The sequence below is a fragment of the Sulfitobacter sp. M22 genome, from assembly GCF_021736025.1.
GTDB lineage: Bacteria > Pseudomonadota > Alphaproteobacteria > Rhodobacterales > Rhodobacteraceae > Sulfitobacter > Sulfitobacter litoralis.
Window position 1 is genome coordinate 437,640 of sequence record NZ_WMEC01000001.1, and the last position, 16,332, is coordinate 453,971.

13 protein-coding genes are annotated in these 16,332 nt (G+C 59.4%); 9 read left to right on the forward strand and 4 right to left on the reverse strand.

Going from position 1 to position 16,332, the window contains the following annotated elements:
* Window positions 1-25: 25 nt before the first annotated feature.
* Together gatB and GLP52_RS02180 are read right to left on the reverse strand one after the other, a co-directional pair.
* Window positions 26-1,537 carry an Asp-tRNA(Asn)/Glu-tRNA(Gln) amidotransferase subunit GatB gene (gene gatB, locus GLP52_RS02175; protein ID WP_237271449.1) on the reverse strand — a complete coding sequence of 504 codons (1,512 nt, stop codon included), beginning with the start codon at window positions 1,535-1,537 and terminating at the stop codon, window positions 26-28.
* A gap of 112 nt (window positions 1,538-1,649) precedes the next feature.
* Complete coding sequence (locus GLP52_RS02180) at window positions 1,650-2,930, reverse strand: hypothetical protein (protein WP_237271450.1); 1,281 nt, start codon at window positions 2,928-2,930, stop codon at window positions 1,650-1,652.
* A 240-nt stretch (window positions 2,931-3,170) separates the two neighbouring features.
* On the opposite strand from GLP52_RS02180, the gene GLP52_RS02185 reads away from it, so the two are divergent.
* The gene (locus GLP52_RS02185; protein WP_237271451.1) at window positions 3,171-4,016 is read left to right on the forward strand and encodes a transglycosylase SLT domain-containing protein; all 846 of its coding nucleotides are present in this window, start codon (window positions 3,171-3,173) and stop codon (window positions 4,014-4,016) included.
* Window positions 4,017-4,075: 59 nt separating this feature from the next.
* Here GLP52_RS02185 and pepN read toward each other — a convergent pair whose 3' ends face one another.
* Entirely contained in the window at window positions 4,076-6,628 is a 2,553-nt protein-coding gene (gene pepN / locus GLP52_RS02190) for an aminopeptidase N (protein ID WP_237271452.1), read from the reverse strand.
* Between the two features lie 115 nt (window positions 6,629-6,743).
* Here pepN and GLP52_RS02195 point away from each other — a divergent pair, with 115 nt between their 5' ends.
* The 5 genes from GLP52_RS02195 (at window position 6,744) to GLP52_RS02215 (ending at window position 10,926) form a co-directional block, all read left to right on the forward strand.
* Complete coding sequence (locus GLP52_RS02195) at window positions 6,744-7,040, forward strand: hypothetical protein (RefSeq protein WP_237271453.1); 297 nt, start codon at window positions 6,744-6,746, stop codon at window positions 7,038-7,040.
* A 120-nt stretch (window positions 7,041-7,160) separates the two neighbouring features.
* Window positions 7,161-7,310, forward strand: coding sequence for a DUF2256 domain-containing protein (locus GLP52_RS02200; RefSeq protein ID WP_336885927.1), 150 nt, complete (start codon window positions 7,161-7,163; stop codon window positions 7,308-7,310).
* 110 nt (window positions 7,311-7,420) lie between these two features.
* Window positions 7,421-9,562: a malate synthase G gene (locus tag GLP52_RS02205; RefSeq protein WP_237273346.1), complete on the forward strand. Its 2,142-nt coding sequence runs from the start codon at window positions 7,421-7,423 to the stop codon at window positions 9,560-9,562.
* 86 nt (window positions 9,563-9,648) lie between these two features.
* Window positions 9,649-10,074: a GlcG/HbpS family heme-binding protein gene (locus GLP52_RS02210; RefSeq protein WP_237271456.1), complete on the forward strand. Its 426-nt coding sequence runs from the start codon at window positions 9,649-9,651 to the stop codon at window positions 10,072-10,074.
* Window positions 10,075-10,149: 75 nt separating this feature from the next.
* A complete protein-coding gene (locus GLP52_RS02215; protein WP_093732655.1) occupies window positions 10,150-10,926 on the forward strand; it encodes a gamma-glutamyl-gamma-aminobutyrate hydrolase family protein in 777 nt (258 codons plus the stop codon).
* A gap of 261 nt (window positions 10,927-11,187) precedes the next feature.
* On the opposite strand, the gene GLP52_RS02220 is transcribed toward GLP52_RS02215, so the two are convergent.
* Window positions 11,188-11,940, reverse strand: a complete 753-nt coding sequence (locus GLP52_RS02220) for an SDR family NAD(P)-dependent oxidoreductase (protein ID WP_237271457.1) — start codon at window positions 11,938-11,940, stop codon at window positions 11,188-11,190.
* Window positions 11,941-12,186: 246 nt separating this feature from the next.
* Here GLP52_RS02220 and GLP52_RS02225 point away from each other — a divergent pair, with 246 nt between their 5' ends.
* The 3 genes from GLP52_RS02225 to GLP52_RS02235 all read left to right on the forward strand — a co-directional run bounded on the left by GLP52_RS02225 (window position 12,187) and on the right by GLP52_RS02235 (window position 16,231).
* Window positions 12,187-13,761, forward strand: coding sequence for a Re/Si-specific NAD(P)(+) transhydrogenase subunit alpha (locus tag GLP52_RS02225; protein ID WP_237271458.1), 1,575 nt, complete (start codon window positions 12,187-12,189; stop codon window positions 13,759-13,761).
* Between the two features lie 13 nt (window positions 13,762-13,774).
* Complete coding sequence (locus tag GLP52_RS02230) at window positions 13,775-15,208, forward strand: NAD(P)(+) transhydrogenase (Re/Si-specific) subunit beta (protein WP_237271459.1); 1,434 nt, start codon at window positions 13,775-13,777, stop codon at window positions 15,206-15,208.
* A gap of 123 nt (window positions 15,209-15,331) precedes the next feature.
* The gene (locus tag GLP52_RS02235) at window positions 15,332-16,231 is read left to right on the forward strand and encodes an MBL fold metallo-hydrolase (RefSeq protein WP_093732650.1); all 900 of its coding nucleotides are present in this window, start codon (window positions 15,332-15,334) and stop codon (window positions 16,229-16,231) included.
* The last annotated feature ends 101 nt before the right edge of the window (window positions 16,232-16,332 follow it).

The window sequence follows — 16,332 nt, forward strand, 5'->3', positions numbered from 1 at the left end:
CTTTGGTAAACCCCGGCCCGACGCCTTAGCCGTTCAGCTTTTGTGCAACGATCTGGTTCACCGCTTTGGGGTTCGCCTTACCGCCAGTGGCCTTCATCGTTTGCCCGACGAACCAGCCCGCCAGTTTCGGATTCTCGCGCGCTTTGGCAACCTGATCGGGGTTCGCGGCGATGATCTCGTCTACGGCGGCTTCGATGGCACTGGTGTCTGTGACCTGCTTCATCCCGCGTTCTTCGACGATCACGGCAGGGTCACCACCTTCGGTATAGACGATTTCAAACAGGTCCTTGGCGATCTTGCCGGAAATCGCATCAGACGCGATCAGGTCGATAACGCCGCCCAGCTGGGCAGGGCTGACGGGGCTGTCGGTGATGGCTTTCTCGTCTTTCTTGAGGCGGCCGAAAAGTTCGTTGATCACCCAGTTCGCCGTCATCTTGCCGTCTCGGCCCTGTGCGGTCGCCTCGAAGTAGCCCGCGCTGTCCAGATCTGAGGTCAGAACCGACGCATCATAGTCGCTGAGGCCAAAGTCATTGATAAAGCGCGCTTTCTTGGCGTCGGGCAGTTCGGGCAGGTTGGCACCGATGTCATCAACCCACGCCTGTTCGATGACCAGTGGCAGCAGATCGGGGTCGGGGAAGTAGCGGTAGTCATGCGCCTCTTCTTTGGAGCGCATGGAGCGGGTTTCCTGCTTGTCCGGATCAAACAGACGGGTTTCCTGCACCACTTCGCCGCCGGCTTCGACGATGGCGATCTGGCGCTTTGCTTCGACGTCGATCGCTTGTTGGATGAACCGCATGGAGTTCATGTTCTTGATTTCGCAGCGCGTCCCGAGGTGGCTAAAGTCCTGCGTCGCCTGATATTTCTCGTATTGGCCGGGCAGGCAGATTGACACGTTCACATCCGCACGCATCGCGCCAGATTGCATATCGCCATTGCACGTACCGAGATACCGCAAGATCTGGCGCAGCTTGGTCAGATAGGCAGCAGCCTCTTCGGGGCCGCGAATGTCGGGCTTGCTGACGATTTCCATCAGCGCGACACCGGTGCGGTTCAGGTCCACAAAGGACATGTTCGGGTCCATGTCGTGAATCGATTTGCCCGCGTCCTGTTCCAAGTGAATTCGTTCCACGCGCACCAGACGCGCTGTATTGTCGCCGAGCTCTACCAGCACTTCGCCTTCGCCCACGATGGGGTGGTACAGCTGCGAAATCTGATAGCCCTGCGGCAGATCGGGGTAGAAGTAGTTCTTGCGGTCAAAGGCGCTGTGCAGATTGATCTCGGCCTTGAGGCCCAGACCCGTGCGCACGGCCTGTTCGACACAGAATTCATTGATGGTGGGCAGCATGCCGGGCATGGCCGCATCCACAAAAGATACGTTGTTGTTGGGCTCTGCGCCGAATTTCGTCGAAGCGGCGGAAAAGAGTTTCGCGTTCGACATGACCTGCGCGTGCACCTCCATCCCGATGACCAGTTCCCAGTCATGTTTGGCACCCGCAATGGTGCGCACTTTGGGGGTGTCATAGGTCAGGTCAAGCATGGGGGCACCTTTGGCGTCAGAAACAGAACGCCTTGGTCATAAGACAGGGGGCGGGGTGCTGCAAGAGGGGGGCAGCGCCAATGCGTGTGCTGATCCGCTTTGGATGTTGGCGTTAGGCGGTCATTGCCTGCGGTCCATTGCTGGTGAACACGATGCGTTGCCCCGATGCGAGTTCGGAGCGAAACAGGCTGTTGATCACTTGCATCGCATCATCGCGGCCAGAGGCGGCGAATTTATGCGGCGACCGGATGCGCAGGTTATTGTTGAACCCGTGGGCCGCGTGGGCCCAGATCATCGGGTGGAGCTCGGTCAGATGTGCACGGATGATCCAATCGGTGCAGGCCCCAATTTGGGCGCGGATATTGTCGGCGCGTTCATCCCCGCCGCCGCCAAAGCTGGGCATATTGGCGCAATAGGCCGCCAGCAGGTTCGCACAATACGCGGTCGAATGATGGGCTAGAATATCGCGCAGCCCGTCGATGAAATAATCAACGTCCAGATTGGCGCATGCCGTGTCATCCGCGCAGATGGCGTCAAACATAACCCAGGTATAGCCACCGGCACCCCAGACATTCTGCACACGTGCGGCGGTGCGGCGCGCCTCAAGCTCAAGCTCGGTATAGCCACCGTGGTGGCGCGGCAACATGTGGTTGCCCAAGGCGCGCATCGGGCGCGGGTTGAGCGGGTTGAGCAGAATGAGCTGTTCGTAGCTTTCGCGCAGCCCGCCTTGGTGGTGAAGCGGGCCGCTGACATGAGCACAACGGGTCGCCGCCACCAGCGCGCTGGTGGGATGCTGTTCGATGAACGGCGCGATTATCTCTCCGGCGCGCTCAAAGTGGGCGATGCAGGCGTCGCGGTTGCGTTGGGGCAGCACGGTGCTTTCGCCCTTGCCGCGCCAGGCCCAGCCGATGTCGATATGGGCCTGGGCGACGACACAGGCGACGACATAGTCGTCTTGATGCGCGTCCAGCACATGTTCGAAATCCTCGATTCCGCTGAGCAGTGCTTTGGCAAAGCCGCTGTCGACGTCTTCGATCGCGTGTTCCGTCGCCATCACAACATCAGCGCGCGCACCAAGGGCCATCAGCTCGGCCACAGGCATAGAGCCGGGGGTAAGGGTGTTGTCTGCGTCAGCGCGGCGAATTGCCTTGGACAGACCAGCCCAGTTTTCCTGCCGCACTAGCTTTTGCCCGAGCTGGTGGTTTTCATCGCATAGCCGGTCTTCGGCGGTGGGATCGGGGCAGTCGATGCAAAGCATCTCTTGCGGTGACGCGGGGACAGTGTCGGCACGCGCAGGAGCAGAGGGGGCAGGCGTTTCTTGATTCTGCGGATGGGGCTCGCGGCGACGCGGTGCACAACCAAGGTCGCCTGTTTCCAACAGCAGTGTTGGCATGCTTTTGCGTTTGAATAATTTCTTGAGGTGCAGCATCGGTTGTCCAGTCTTGGGTAAGCCCGTCTTCTGCTGATGAAACTGGCGGGATATTTGGGCACCAAGATGGCATCGCGGTGGTCAGTCTGGGATTTTCCTATCGCGGAAATGCAATTTAAGGCTGAATAATGCCTGATTGTTCAAAGACTGGAGACGATGGCACCGAACGCGCTATGTTGTGCGCGAATACGAGTGAGGGGACACATGTCTGTAAAGAATAGTGCACGCCGCAAAAGACTGCGACGCGATGGCTCGCCGCGCGTGATTCTGGGGTCTGCTGCGATCGCGCTTTGCCTGTGGGGGGGCGTGACGCTGCCCGCTGTCGCCGAGACGGTGAACGTTCTGCGCCCGATCGCGCGCGGCGCGGTCAGTGACCCTGCGCCGGCTACGGCCCCGACGGCCCCGCCGATCGAACCCGCACCTGCGCTGACCGGGGAGGACGGCGGGTCCAAGCCTGACCTCACCACTGCGGCGCCGATCACCCTTTACGATGTCTCTCCGCCTGCGCGCAGCGCGGTGATCCCGCGCACAAGGTGGCAACACCGGCGCGGTCACGCGATCTGGACCCGAACAGCGCTGTCAGCGCTCAAGTCTCATGGCAAGCCCTTGGTTGATATGGTGCCCGCCGATGTCGAAGAATGGTGCCCTGCCTATCCCACCGCCTCGGACGCGGATCGTCGCGCGTTCTGGGTCGGGTTTATGTCGGCCCTCGCAAAACACGAAAGCACCTATAAGGCGCGCGCCGTCGGTGGCGGCGGGCTTTGGTATGGGTTGCTACAGATTTTACCTGCCACGGCACGCGGCTATGGGTGCAATGCTGGCACGGGCGCTAGTCTGCAAAACGGCGGCGCGAACCTGAGCTGCGCCATACGGATCATGGCGGTGACGGTGCCCCGCGACGGTGTGATCTATGGGCGCGGCGGAAAAGGCGTGGCCGCCGATTGGGGGCCCATGCGCAGCCCCGCAAAGCGCAATGACATGGCGGGCTGGTTGAAACGGCAGACCTATTGCAAACCGCTAGACGCTGTGCGCCCGAAAGCCCGTCCCTAAGTTGGATCAATGCAAGCGGGGTAGGCAAGGTGCCCGCATGCGGGACACCTCAGTTTTCGTCACGCGCCGCGGATACGCGACAGCATCTCGGTGGTGTCGCGCGACAGACCAGACTGTGACAGGATGCGGTCCAGCTCTGCCTTGATCATCGCTTGGCGGTCGCTGTCATACCGCTTCCACGTCTGGAACGCCGAACACATGCGCGCGGTGGTTTGCGGGTTCACCGGATCAAGCTTTATCAGCCAGTCCGCCAGCAAACGGTAGCCTGCGCCCGAAGCATGGTGAAAGCCCGCGTGATGCGCGGCAAAGGCCCCCAGCACAGCGCGGAACCGATTGGGGTTCTTCCAGTTGAAGTCGGGGTGTTTGGTCAGCGTTTCGACGACTTCGTGGGCGTCTTCGGGGTCGGCTTCTATCACTTGCAGGCCAAACCATTTGTCCATGACCAGCCGGTCCGCTTTCCATTGTCCCTCGAACGCGTCGACGGCTTTGTTGCCGCGACCGGCGCGGATCAGGTTGGCCAGCGCGGAAAGCTGCTGGGTCATATTGTCAGCCGCGTCATACTGTTCTTGCGCCAGTGCGCCGTCGTCATTGCGCGTCAGCAGGGACAGCGCAGCATTGGACAGCGCCCGCTTGCCCGCTTGTTTCGCGTTGGGTTCAAACGGAGCGTCGACCGTGTGACGGCGATAGAGCGTCGGCAGCAGATCGGCAAAAGCCTCTGCCATCGTGGCGCGGGTTGCCTCGGTGGCGGCATAGATAATGTCGGGGTCGGGGGTGTCGCCCGCCTCTGACAAAGCGCGCGCCAGATCGGATTGCGACGGCAGGCCCAACATCAGCGCACGATACGCCGGATCAAGAGTTTCATCACCGATCACCGCACGGATACCGGCCAGCCAGTCCTTGTTGGGGGCCTTGCCCTCGCGGATCATCCCTAGCAGCGAGCCATAGGCCAGCATGCGCCCCTGTTCCCAGCGGTTAAAGGGGTCGGTGTCATGGGCCAGCAGATGCGCACGATCTGCGTCCGACAGGTCTTGGGTCAGGATCACGGGCGCGGAAAAGCCGCGTAGCACAGATGCGACGGGCCGCGTCCCCAGACCGTCAAAGACAAAGCTCTGTTCGGCCTGTGTCATCTCGAGCACCGTTGTTTCCTCGACCTCGTCGCCGTCTTGACCGATCAGCCCGACGGCAATCGGCAGCACATGAGGCTGCGGATCAGCTGTGGCATCGCTGGCCGGCGTGTGCTGCTTAAAGTGCAGCGTCAACGTGCCGTGGTCCCAGCTTTCGGTGACGGACAACAGCGGTGTGCCGGCTTGGGAATACCAGCGCTTGAACTGCGCCAGATCGCGGCCAGTGGTGTCTTCAAATACTTGCAGCCAATCTTCTATGGTGCAGGCTTGCCCGTCGTGACGGTCAAAATAGAGGTCGAGCGCTTTTGAGTAGGCCTCATCACCGACCAGCAGCTTGAGCATGCCAATCACCTCGGCCCCTTTTTCATAGACCGTGGCGGTGTAGAAGTTGTTGATCTCTTGAAAGCTTTCGGGCCGCACGGGGTGGGCCAGCGGGCCTTGGTCTTCGGGAAACTGACGGGCGCGCAGATCGATCACATCGCCAATCCGTTTTACCGCAGCCGAGCGCATGTCAGAGGTGAATTGGCTGTCGCGGTAAACGGTCAGCCCTTCCTTGAGGCACAGCTGGAACCAATCGCGGCAGGTGATCCGGTTGCCGGTCCAGTTGTGGAAGTATTCATGCGCGATGATCGCCTCGATCCGTTCAAAGTTCATATCGGTCGAGGTTTCGGGACTGGCCAGCACGGCAGAGGAGTTGAAGATGTTCAGCCCCTTATTCTCCATTGCGCCCATGTTGAAATCATCCACGGCGACGATGTTGAACAGATCAAGATCGTATTCACGGCCATAGACGTCTTCGTCCCACTTCATGCTGTCTTTCAGCGCCTGCATGCCAAAGGCGCATTTGCCCTCGTCACCGGGGCGCACATAAAGGTTCAGGTCGACGGCGCGGCCCGATTTCGTGGTGAAACTGCCGGGATGCGCCACCAGATCTCCCGCGACGAGTGCAAAGAGGTAAGCGGGCTTGGGCCACGGGTCATGCCATTCAGCTGTGTCGGTACCGCTGCTGACGGGGTTGCCGTTGGACAGTAAAACGGGGTGCGGGCCGTTGATGGTGACAGTAAAGACCGCCATCACATCGGGGCGGTCGGGATAATAGGTGATCTTGCGAAAGCCTTCGGCCTCGCATTGGGTGCAATACATGCCGTTCGACATATAAAGCCCCTCAAGCGCGGTATTGCCCTGCGGGTCGATCTCCACCTCGGCTTCCCAGATAAACGGGGCGTCGGGCACGTCGCAGGTCAGTCCTTGCGGGGTCACTTCGGGCGATACCGGCGCGCCATCAATCGAAGCAGTGACAAGCGACAGGTTTTCGCCATGCAGGAAGAATGTGCGATCACTGGCATCGGGGTTGGGGCGGAAGGCAATCCGGCTTTTGACGCGGGTCTTGCGCGGGTCCAGATCGAAATGCAGCGCGACATGGTCGATGATGAAGCCGTAGGGGGTATAGTCGGCCAAGTATATCGTCTGGGGGGCAGCGTCGCGCATGTATTTTCCTTCTGTTTGGAACCGAATGTCCAATGTCCAAGTTAGTCCTGCACAATGGCGCCTGCAAGGTCGCCACCCGATAAGATCAACCTACACCGACCCATCGGAGGGCACCATGTCTGCACCCGACACAAACATTGAGAAGCAAGAGAAACAGCACAAGCCTGCGCTGCTTGGCGTAAAGGGGGCGATCATCTTCGGCGTCGTCATCACCGCAATTCTCGGATTTATTCTGATCGGTAATGGCCGCGAAGACCATCAGCCCGCGGCAGAGGAAGCGACGCAAGGTATCACCACCGATAGCACCGTGCCTGCCGTGACCGACGCCGAACTCAACGGCGCATCGCAAGCTGATGATACAAACGCCGCGCCGGTTGATCCCGTCGCACCGGGAACGAACGAAAGCAACTGAGTTTCCGCGACGCTTAATTAACGATTGAAAATTTAACGATTTGGACGGCAGACTTTGGCAACAAGGTCTGCCGTTTTTTATGCGTGCCGCATTGCGAACGAGGGAAGTGCCATGGCGAAAATGCGCAAAAGGTCAGAGTTGCCAACAAAGATCTGCCAGCGTTGCGGCCTGCCCTTTAGCTGGCGACGCAAGTGGGTACGTGATTGGGAAGCGGTGAAATACTGCTCTGAGAGGTGTCGGAAGGCGGGGGTATCTGCGGCCGAGCGGTAAGGTATCGCCGCATTGGTAATATCTTATTACCAATAAATGTTGCCCCACGCTGGCATACCTTCTAAGCCTGTTGTCAAAGCGATACCCATGCGAGCAACAGGAGCTAAGAGATGACACAGCGTAGCGATAAGAACGGCCTTCAGGTTGCAGCCGAACTGGTGGAATTTATCGAAGGCTCGGCGCTGCTCGGCACTGGCATTGATGCGGGCACATTCTGGGCGGGGCTAAGCGATCTCGTGCATGATCTGGGCCCAAAGAATCGCGCCTTGTTGCAGACGCGTGAAGAGATGCAGGCCAAGATCGATGTTTGGCACAAAGACCGCGCCGGCCAGAACCATGACGCCGACGCCTATAACGCCTTTCTGCGTGAGATAGGGTATCTCGTGCCCGAAGGCCCCGCATTCGAGATTGATACCCAAGGTGTCGATCCCGAAATCGCGCAGGTCCCCGGACCGCAGCTGGTCGTTCCTATTACCAACGCCCGCTTTGCCCTGAACGCCGCCAACGCGCGGTGGGGCAGCCTATATGACGCGTATTACGGCACGGATGCGCTAGGGGATTTGCCGAAGGGCAAGGGCTATGACGCAGAGCGTGGCGCGCGGGTTGTGGTGCAGGCCAAGGCGTTTCTGGATGAAGCAGCCCCGCTTGCCTCTGGCAGCCATACGGATGTGACCGGATACGCCGTCGGAGACGGGGCACTGACACCTGCGTTGAAAGATGCGGCGCAGTTTATCGGCTACCGCGGGGATGCGGCTGCGCCTGACGCAATCTTGCTGCGCAACAACGGCTTGCACATCGAAATTCAGATCGACGCTACGCATAACATCGGCAAAACCGATCCGGCGGGCGTGGCTGATGTGCTGCTGGAATCCGCGATGTCTACGATCATGGATTGCGAAGATAGCGTTGCCGCCGTGGATGCCGAAGACAAGGTTGTCGCCTATGGCAACTGGTTGGGCCTGATGAAGGGCGACCTGTCCGAGACGTTCGAAAAGGGTGGCCAGCAGGTGACGCGCGAGATGAACGGCGATCGCGACTACACCGCCCCGGACGGCAGTACGCTGACGCTTAAGGGGCGGTCGTTGATGCTGGTACGCAACGTGGGTCACCTGATGACGAACCCCGCCATTCTGGACCGCGACGGGCGCGAGATTGGCGAAGGGCTGATGGACGCGATGGTCACAACAGTGCTCGCGATGCACGATCTGCAAAAGACTGACGGTATGCGCAACTCGGTCGCGGGCTCGGTCTATGTGGTTAAACCCAAGATGCACGGGCCCGAGGAAGTCGCCTTTGCGGATGAGATATTTACCCGGGTAGAGACCGCGCTGGGGCTGCCGGCCAATACCGTCAAGCTGGGCATCATGGATGAAGAGCGCCGCACATCGGTCAACCTTGCCGAGTGTATCCGCGCAGCCAAGTCCCGCGTTGCTTTTATCAATACTGGTTTCCTCGACCGCACGGGCGACGAAATTCACACCTCCATGGAGGCAGGGCCGATGGTGCCCAAGGGCGAGATGAAAAACGCCCCCTGGATCAGCGCCTATGAGGATCGTAACGTTGATATCGGTCTGGCCTGCGGCCTGCAGGGGCGCGCGCAGATCGGCAAGGGGATGTGGGCCATGCCTGATTTGATGGAAGCCATGCTGGACGCCAAGATCGGCCATCCCAAAGCAGGCGCAAACTGTGCCTGGGTGCCATCGCCCACGGCTGCGACGTTGCACGCAATGCACTATCATACCGTCAATGTGCTGGCGCGTCAGAACGAGATTAAACGGGGCGGTGCCCGTGGGACGCTGGAAGACCTGCTGACGATCCCCGTACTTGCGGGGCGCAACCTGTCTGACGCCGATATCGCACAGGAGGTCGAGAACAACGCGCAGGGCATTCTGGGCTACGTCGTGCGTTGGATTGATCAGGGCGTTGGCTGTTCAAAAGTGCCGGACATCCACGACGTCGGCCTCATGGAAGACCGCGCGACCTGCCGCATCTCGGCACAGGCATTGGCGAATTGGCTGCATCACGGCGTGATTTCCGAGGATCAGGTGACCACAGCGCTGAAAAAGATGGCTGGGGTGGTGGACCGGCAGAACGTGGGCGATCCGCTGTACCAACCCATGGCCCCCGGCTTTGACGGAGTTGCCTTTCAGGCCGCTTGCGATCTGGTGCTGAAAGGGCGCGTGCAGCCGTCGGGCTATACCGAACCTGTCCTGCACGCCCGCCGGTTGGAGCTGAAAGCCGCACAAGGCTGAACGTGTCTTACCGGAAGAGGCGAGGGGCCAAGCCCCTCGTGCTCCCCGGAGTTTACTTAGCAAAATGAAGCAAAGATGAGGATAGAATGACAGTCACATTAGAGCAGGCGCGGATCATGATCGCCGAAACGTTTAAAAAGGGCCACGAGCTGGGTCTAAAGCCCTTGTCGGCAGTGGTGCTGGACGCAGGCGGCCACGTGCAGGCTTTCGAGCGTGAAGACGGCGCGGCCCCTGGCCGGTTCGGCATCGCCCACGGCAAAGCCTATGGCGCGGTGATGTTGGGTATGGCCGGGCGGGCGCAGATGGCGCGGGCCGAGCAGCAAGCCTATTTCATGGCGGCGGTGAATGGTGTCTATGGCGGGGCCGTGGTGCCTGTACCGGGCGGTTTGCTGCTGCGCGACGCGGCGGGCGTTGTGATCGGCGCGCTGGGCGTGACCGGGGATACATCGGACAATGATGTGTTGGCTGCGCTGGCCGGCATTGCCGCTGCGGGGCTGATTGGCGAGGAATAGCAGCGGGCTTTGGGGTGTTGAGGTCGGATTGAGGACGCGGTAGGCTTTGAGTGAAATCAAAATCTGAGGCTGAATATGGCGCGTCCTGTTGTTGGTATTGTCGGAAACACCAGCCTGTTGAATGACCAATACCCGATCCACGCGGCCGGCACGATGAACACCATCGCGGTGGCGCAGGTGTCTGGCTGTTTGCCGTTGATCATTCCCAGCGATCCGTCCTTGGTGTCGGTCGACGAGTTGCTTGAAAGCTGCGACGGCTTCTTGCTGACCGGCGGGCGACCCAATGTGCACCCCGAAGAATACGGTGAGTCCGCGACAGAGGCACATGGCACCTTTGACCGTGCCCGCGACGCCATTGCCCTTGGGCTTGTGCGCGCCTGTGTCGAGAGGGGGCAGCCGTTCTTTGGCGTGTGCCGTGGGTTCCAAGAGGTTAATGTGGCCATGGGCGGGACGCTCTATCCTGAGATTCGAGAATTGCCGGGACGGATGAACCACCGTATGCCGCCCGATGGCACGATGGAGCAGAAGTTCGAGCTGCGCCACGATGTGACTTTTACCCAAGGCGGCGTGTTTCACGAGGTGTTGGGAGCCCCGAAGGTGCGAACGAATACTCTGCACGGGCAGGGGATCAAGGCGGCGGGTCCGCGTGTGGTGATCGATGGATTTGCCGAAGATGGCACACCAGAGGCGATTTATATCAAGGATGCCCCCGGGTTCACTCTTGCTGTGCAGTGGCACCCCGAATGGGATGCGGGCAATGACCCTGTGTCGCGCCCCTTGTTTGAACGCTTCGGTGCGGCAGCGCGGGCATGGGCCGACAGCAAGCAACAGCGGATGTTGAAGTCAGCCTGACAGGTTACCTCGACAGCGTGATGCGCCGTCGCGATGATTTGACGGGATGCGAAAGATAACGTGCCGTCAATATGTCGATCTTTTTCCAAGTGAAATTGCTGGATTGCACAGCAGGTTTCTGAGGCTGCAAACCGGAGCTTTGCCTTATCCGGCAGCTGCGAAAGGCTGCGGCATTTTGGGGCAGTGTATTGGGGGCTGTGATCTTTTGCATGGGGCGACCTTAGCCGCCCCAAGGTTAACAAACTATGACCAGTATCGCAGTTACATGTCGCCGCCGGTGACCTGAATGCACTGGCCATTGATGCTTTGTGACCCCGGCCCGGTCAGCCAGGTGGCGGCGGCTGTGACCTCGGACACGTCTATCAGACGTTTATGCGGGTTTGAATTCACCATGATCGCGCGTGCTTTTTCTGCTGAAATGCCAGCACGTTCCGAGATTGACGCGGTGTTGCGCGATACGATCGGGGTGTCCACGTAGCCAGGGCAGATCGCGTTGAACGTATAGGGTTGCCCCAGATAGTCCGCGGCCAGTGATTTGATCAGCCCGATCATCCCGTGTTTCGACGCAGAGTAGGCCGCCGCGCCGGGCAGGCCGCGCAATCCGGCCATGGAAGAGATCGCAATGACCCGGCCCCAGTCGGTGCCGCGCATCGTCTTTAACGATTCGCGGATCGTAAGAAAGGCACCATCCAAATTGGTGGACATCATGTTGCGCCAGAATTCCATGTCTGTCTTATGCACGGCCTTGCCCTCGGCAATACCGGCGTTGGGAATGCAAATCTGGATCGGACCGTGGGCTTTGACAGCGGCGGCGATCTTGGCGACCACGTCTTCCTCGCTGCGTACGTCCATCGCCATACCGGTCATGTTATCGCCTGCGACCTCGTCCAGCACCTCTTGGCGACGGCCGGTGATCGTTACATGCGCGCCCCGTGCCGCCAAATCCCGTGCGATATCCAGACCGATGCCGGTGCCGCCGCCTGTGATCAGTGCGTGTTTTCCCTGTAGGTCCATTCTGCTCTCCCTTATGAAATGGAACGTGATGACGGGCATGCTGTCGGCAGCGAGGGACAGGTGCAAGGGCGCGCGCGTTTTCACGCAACGTCGCAAACCCATAAATGCGGCTGTTAGCGCTATTGATGGTGCAAATCGCTGTTCTAATTATGTCCGTCTCTTGTACTATAGGAACCCAAGCGCTATCGCTCTGGGTAATATTATTGCGCCACGCGAGGCGTAGAAGCACCAACGGGGGACTCTGGATTGAAGATCGGGACGCCAAAAGAAACATTTGAAGGGGAAAATCGCGTTGCGATGACCCCGGAATCAGCACTTCAGCTGCAAAAGCTTGGTCACACTTGTCTGATTGAAGCTGGCGCAGGCGAGGCGGCTGGTTTTTCCAACGATAAATACGTCGAAGCCGGGGTAGAGGTGATCGACACAGCGACTGAGCTTTGGGAAACGGCGGATGTCGTGGCCAAGGTCCGTGTCCCCAGTACCGCCGAGATGGCGATGATGCGGTCCGACCAGACGCTGATTTCCTTCTTTAGCCCTGTGGCCGACGAAGCCAAGATGAAAGAGGCGGCTGAAAAAGGCACCACTGTTGTCGCGATGGAGATGATTCCTCGGATCAGCCGCGCGCAGAAAATGGATGCACTGTCGTCGATGGCGAACATCGCGGGCTACCGTGCGGTGATCGAGGCGGGCAACAACTTTGGCCGCTTCTTTACCGGTCAGATCACAGCCGCGGGCAAAGTGCCTCCGGCCAAGGTTCTGGTTGTCGGTGCAGGTGTTGCCGGTCTGGCAGCGATCGGGACATCAACGTCGTTGGGCGCGATCACGCTGGCCTTTGACGTACGCCCCGAAGTCGCCGAGCAGGTCGAATCGATGGGTGCCGAATTTGTGTACCTCGATTTCGAAGAAGAGCAGCAGGACGGCTCTGCCTCTGGTGGCTACGCTTCTGTTTCTTCGCCGGAATTCCGCGAAGCGCAGCTGGCCAAGTTCCGCGAACTGGCCCCCGAAGTTGATATCGTCATCACCACGGCGTTGATCCCTAACCGCGAAGCGCCAGAGCTGTGGACCGAAGATATGGTCGCCGCAATGAAGCCCGGGTCAGTCATCATCGATCTGGCGGCGGAAAAGGGCGGCAACTGCAAGCTGACCAAGATGGACGAGAAAATCGTGACCGAGAATGGTGTAACCATCATCGGCTACACCGATTTCCCCAGCCGGATGGCAACGCAGGCCTCGACGCTTTACGCGACCAACATCCGTCACCTGATGACCGATCTGACGCCGGAAAAAGACGGTGTGATTAACCACAACATGGAAGACGACGTGATCCGTGGGGCGACCATCACCCACGACAAGGAAGTCACCTTCCCGCCGCCACCGCCGAAAGTGGCAGCAATTGCGGCGGCTCCGAAAAAGGACAAGCCAAAGGAACTGACGCCGGAAGAGAAACGCGCAAACGAAGTGGCTGCGTTCAAGACGCAAACCCGCAATCAGGTTGGCCTGCTGGCCATCGGTGGCGTGCTATTGCTGGCGGTTGGTCTGGTCGCGCCGGCCAGCTTTATGCAGCACTTTATCGTATTCGTGCTGTCCGTGTTTATCGGCTTCCAGGTGATCTGGGGCGTCGCACATAGCCTGCACACCCCGCTGATGGCCGTGACCAACGCGATTTCGTCAATCATCATTCTGGGGGCGGTCATGCAGATCGGGTCCGGATCGTTCTTGGTGATTATTCTGGCCGCGCTGTCGGTGTTTATGTGCGGGATCAACATCTTTGGTGGGTTCCTCGTGACACGGCGCATGCTTGCCATGTTCCAAAAATCGTAAAGGGTTCAGGTAAATGGATTTTGGTTTTACAACAGCGGCTTACGTAGTCGCCGCCATCCTCTTCATCCTCAGCCTTGGCGGGCTGTCGGGGCAGGAAAGCGCAAAGCGTGCCGTATGGTACGGGATCGTGGGCATGGCCTTGGCCGTGGTTGCGACATTGATCGGGCCGGGGGCCGGGTTCTGGCTGCTGTCGCTGATCCTGATCGCGGGTGGCGGTGCCATCGGCTATCAACTGGCGACAAAAGTACAGATGACGCAGATGCCCGAATTGGTTGCTGCAATGCACAGCCTTGTGGGTCTGGCGGCGGTTTTCGTCGGCTATAATGCGCATATCGAACTGGGCAACGTGCTGGCGATGGATGACACTGCCCGCAAAGCGACCGAAGGGTTTGCAGCCCTGCTTGCCAAGAAAGACAGCGTCGAGATCGCGATCTTGCGGGTTGAACTGTTCCTTGGTGTGTTCATCGGAGCCATCACCTTTACCGGATCAGTCATCGCCTATGGTAAGTTGGCGGGGCGCGTGGATACGTCGGCGACAAAACTCCCCGGCGGTCACATCCTGAACGCATCTGCAGCGGGTTTGTCGCTGCTGTGTCTGGTCTGGTACTTCAACACAGGTGGTTTCCTGCCGCTGTTCATCATGACACTGGCGGCGCTGTTCATCGGCTACCACCTGATCATGGGCATCGGCGGCGCGGATATGCCCGTGGTTGTTTCGATGCTGAACAGCTACTCTGGCTGGGCGGCGGCAGCGATTGGTTTCAGCCTTGGCAACGATCTTTTGATCGTTGTCGGTGCGCTGGTCGGCTCGTCGGGTGCGATCCTGTCCTACATCATGTGTAAGGCGATGAACCGGTCGTTCGTCAGCGTGATCCTCGGCGGCTTCGGCGGTACCTCTGGTCCGCAGATGGAAGTCGAGGGCGAGCAGGTTGCTATCGACACTGACGGTGTGGCAACGATGTTGAACGAAGCCGACAGCGTCATCATCATCCCCGGTTACGGCATGGCGGTGGCTCAGGCGCAGCAAGCCGTGAGCGAGCTGGTCAAAAAGCTGCGGGCAAAAGGCAAGAACGTGCGTTTCGCCATTCACCCCGTTGCGGGGCGTCTGCCGGGTCACATGAACGTGCTGCTGGCCGAGGCCAAAGTGCCTTATGACATCGTGATGGAAATGGACGAGATCAACGATGATTTCCCGTCGACCGACGTGGCGATCGTGATCGGGTCCAATGACATCGTGAACCCTGCCGCACAGGACGACCCCAACAGCCCCATCGCCGGTATGCCGGTTCTGGAATGCTGGAAGGCAAAGAACGTCATCGTGTCCAAGCGCGGGCAGGGGACAGGCTATTCCGGTATCGAGAACCCGCTGTTCTTCAAGGACAACACGCGGATGCTTTATGGCGACGCCAAGGCGAGCCTCGACAAGCTGCTGCCGTTGATCGACTGATCACGCGACAGGCGACAAACCAATGGGCGGTGCAGCGATGCGCCGCCCTTTTTTGTATTCAGGACGGTCTATGGAACCCAAGCGCCTTGCGAGTGTTGAATTGTCATATAGGAGGATTTTAATATGAAGTTTTCGCGCACCAGCCCGTCAACCGGCCCCGGTTCCCCCGAAGTCACCGGCTTTTACGATGACGATAGCGGCAGTATCCAGTATCTGGTCGCTGATCCCGCCACATCCAAAGCAGCGGTGATTGACGTGGTTCTGGGCTTCAGCCCGCAAAGCGCCGCCACTGATACGCAGAATGTTGATACGATCCTGCGTCATGCCGACGCGGCAGGATACCAGATCGAATGGATTCTCGATACACATCCCCATGCCGATCACCTGATGGCATCCCATGAGCTGAAACGCCGGTTGAACAAACCCAATGCCATTGGGTCCAAAATAACCGAGATTGCCGAGCTCTGGCGCGACTACTACCACATGCCAGACGCCTTCGATCCCGCCTCCGATTTTGACCATCTGTTTGACGACGGTGATACCTTTACCATCGGCGATCTGCCGGTCCGCGTGATGTTGTCTCCGGGGCATACGCTGGGGTCGATTTCTTATGTGGTGGGGTCGGATGCCGCCTTTGTACACGATAGCTTTATGCAGCCCGATGTCGGCACCGCCCGCGCCGATTTTCCCGGTGGCACGGCGGCTGAGCTCTATCAGTCGCTACAAGAAATTCTTGCACTGCCCGATGCGACTCGACTGTTCGTTGGCCATGACTACGGGACCGACTATCGCCCGCAGCCCACGTGGGAATCGACCGTGGCTGAACAGCGCAGACATAATGCGCATATCGGTAGCGGTGTGTCACTCGACCGCTTTGTCGATTTGCGAGAGGCACGGGACAAGACACTGTCCTTACCGGACCGGATGTTACACGTCTTGCAGCTGAACCTGAGGGCAGGGCGCTTGCCGGACGCAGAAGAAGACGGCCACGCTTATCTGAAAATCCCGCTCAACCGTTTCTGAAAAAGCGATGCTACTGCGGGCGGTATCCTGCGGTATACGGATAAGCCCATGAAAGCTATGTCAAATATCCCTAGGCGAACGGTGGTAACCGCGCTAGGTTG

Coding starts and splice junctions, on each gene's coding strand:
- gatB (WP_237271449.1), bottom strand. CDS start 1,537: ATGCTTGACCTGACCTATGACACCCCCAAAGTGCGCACCATTGCGGGT.
- GLP52_RS02180 (WP_237271450.1), bottom strand. CDS start 2,930: ATGCCAACACTGCTGTTGGAAACAGGCGACCTTGGTTGTGCACCGCGT.
- GLP52_RS02185 (WP_237271451.1), top strand. CDS start 3,171: ATGTCTGTAAAGAATAGTGCACGCCGCAAAAGACTGCGACGCGATGGC.
- pepN (WP_237271452.1), bottom strand. CDS start 6,628: ATGCGCGACGCTGCCCCCCAGACGATATACTTGGCCGACTATACCCCC.
- GLP52_RS02195 (WP_237271453.1), top strand. CDS start 6,744: ATGTCTGCACCCGACACAAACATTGAGAAGCAAGAGAAACAGCACAAG.
- GLP52_RS02200 (WP_336885927.1), top strand. CDS start 7,161: ATGCGCAAAAGGTCAGAGTTGCCAACAAAGATCTGCCAGCGTTGCGGC.
- GLP52_RS02205 (WP_237273346.1), top strand. CDS start 7,421: ATGACACAGCGTAGCGATAAGAACGGCCTTCAGGTTGCAGCCGAACTG.
- GLP52_RS02210 (WP_237271456.1), top strand. CDS start 9,649: ATGACAGTCACATTAGAGCAGGCGCGGATCATGATCGCCGAAACGTTT.
- GLP52_RS02215 (WP_093732655.1), top strand. CDS start 10,150: ATGGCGCGTCCTGTTGTTGGTATTGTCGGAAACACCAGCCTGTTGAAT.
- GLP52_RS02220 (WP_237271457.1), bottom strand. CDS start 11,940: ATGGACCTACAGGGAAAACACGCACTGATCACAGGCGGCGGCACCGGC.
- GLP52_RS02230 (WP_237271459.1), top strand. CDS start 13,775: ATGGATTTTGGTTTTACAACAGCGGCTTACGTAGTCGCCGCCATCCTC.
- GLP52_RS02235 (WP_093732650.1), top strand. CDS start 15,332: ATGAAGTTTTCGCGCACCAGCCCGTCAACCGGCCCCGGTTCCCCCGAA.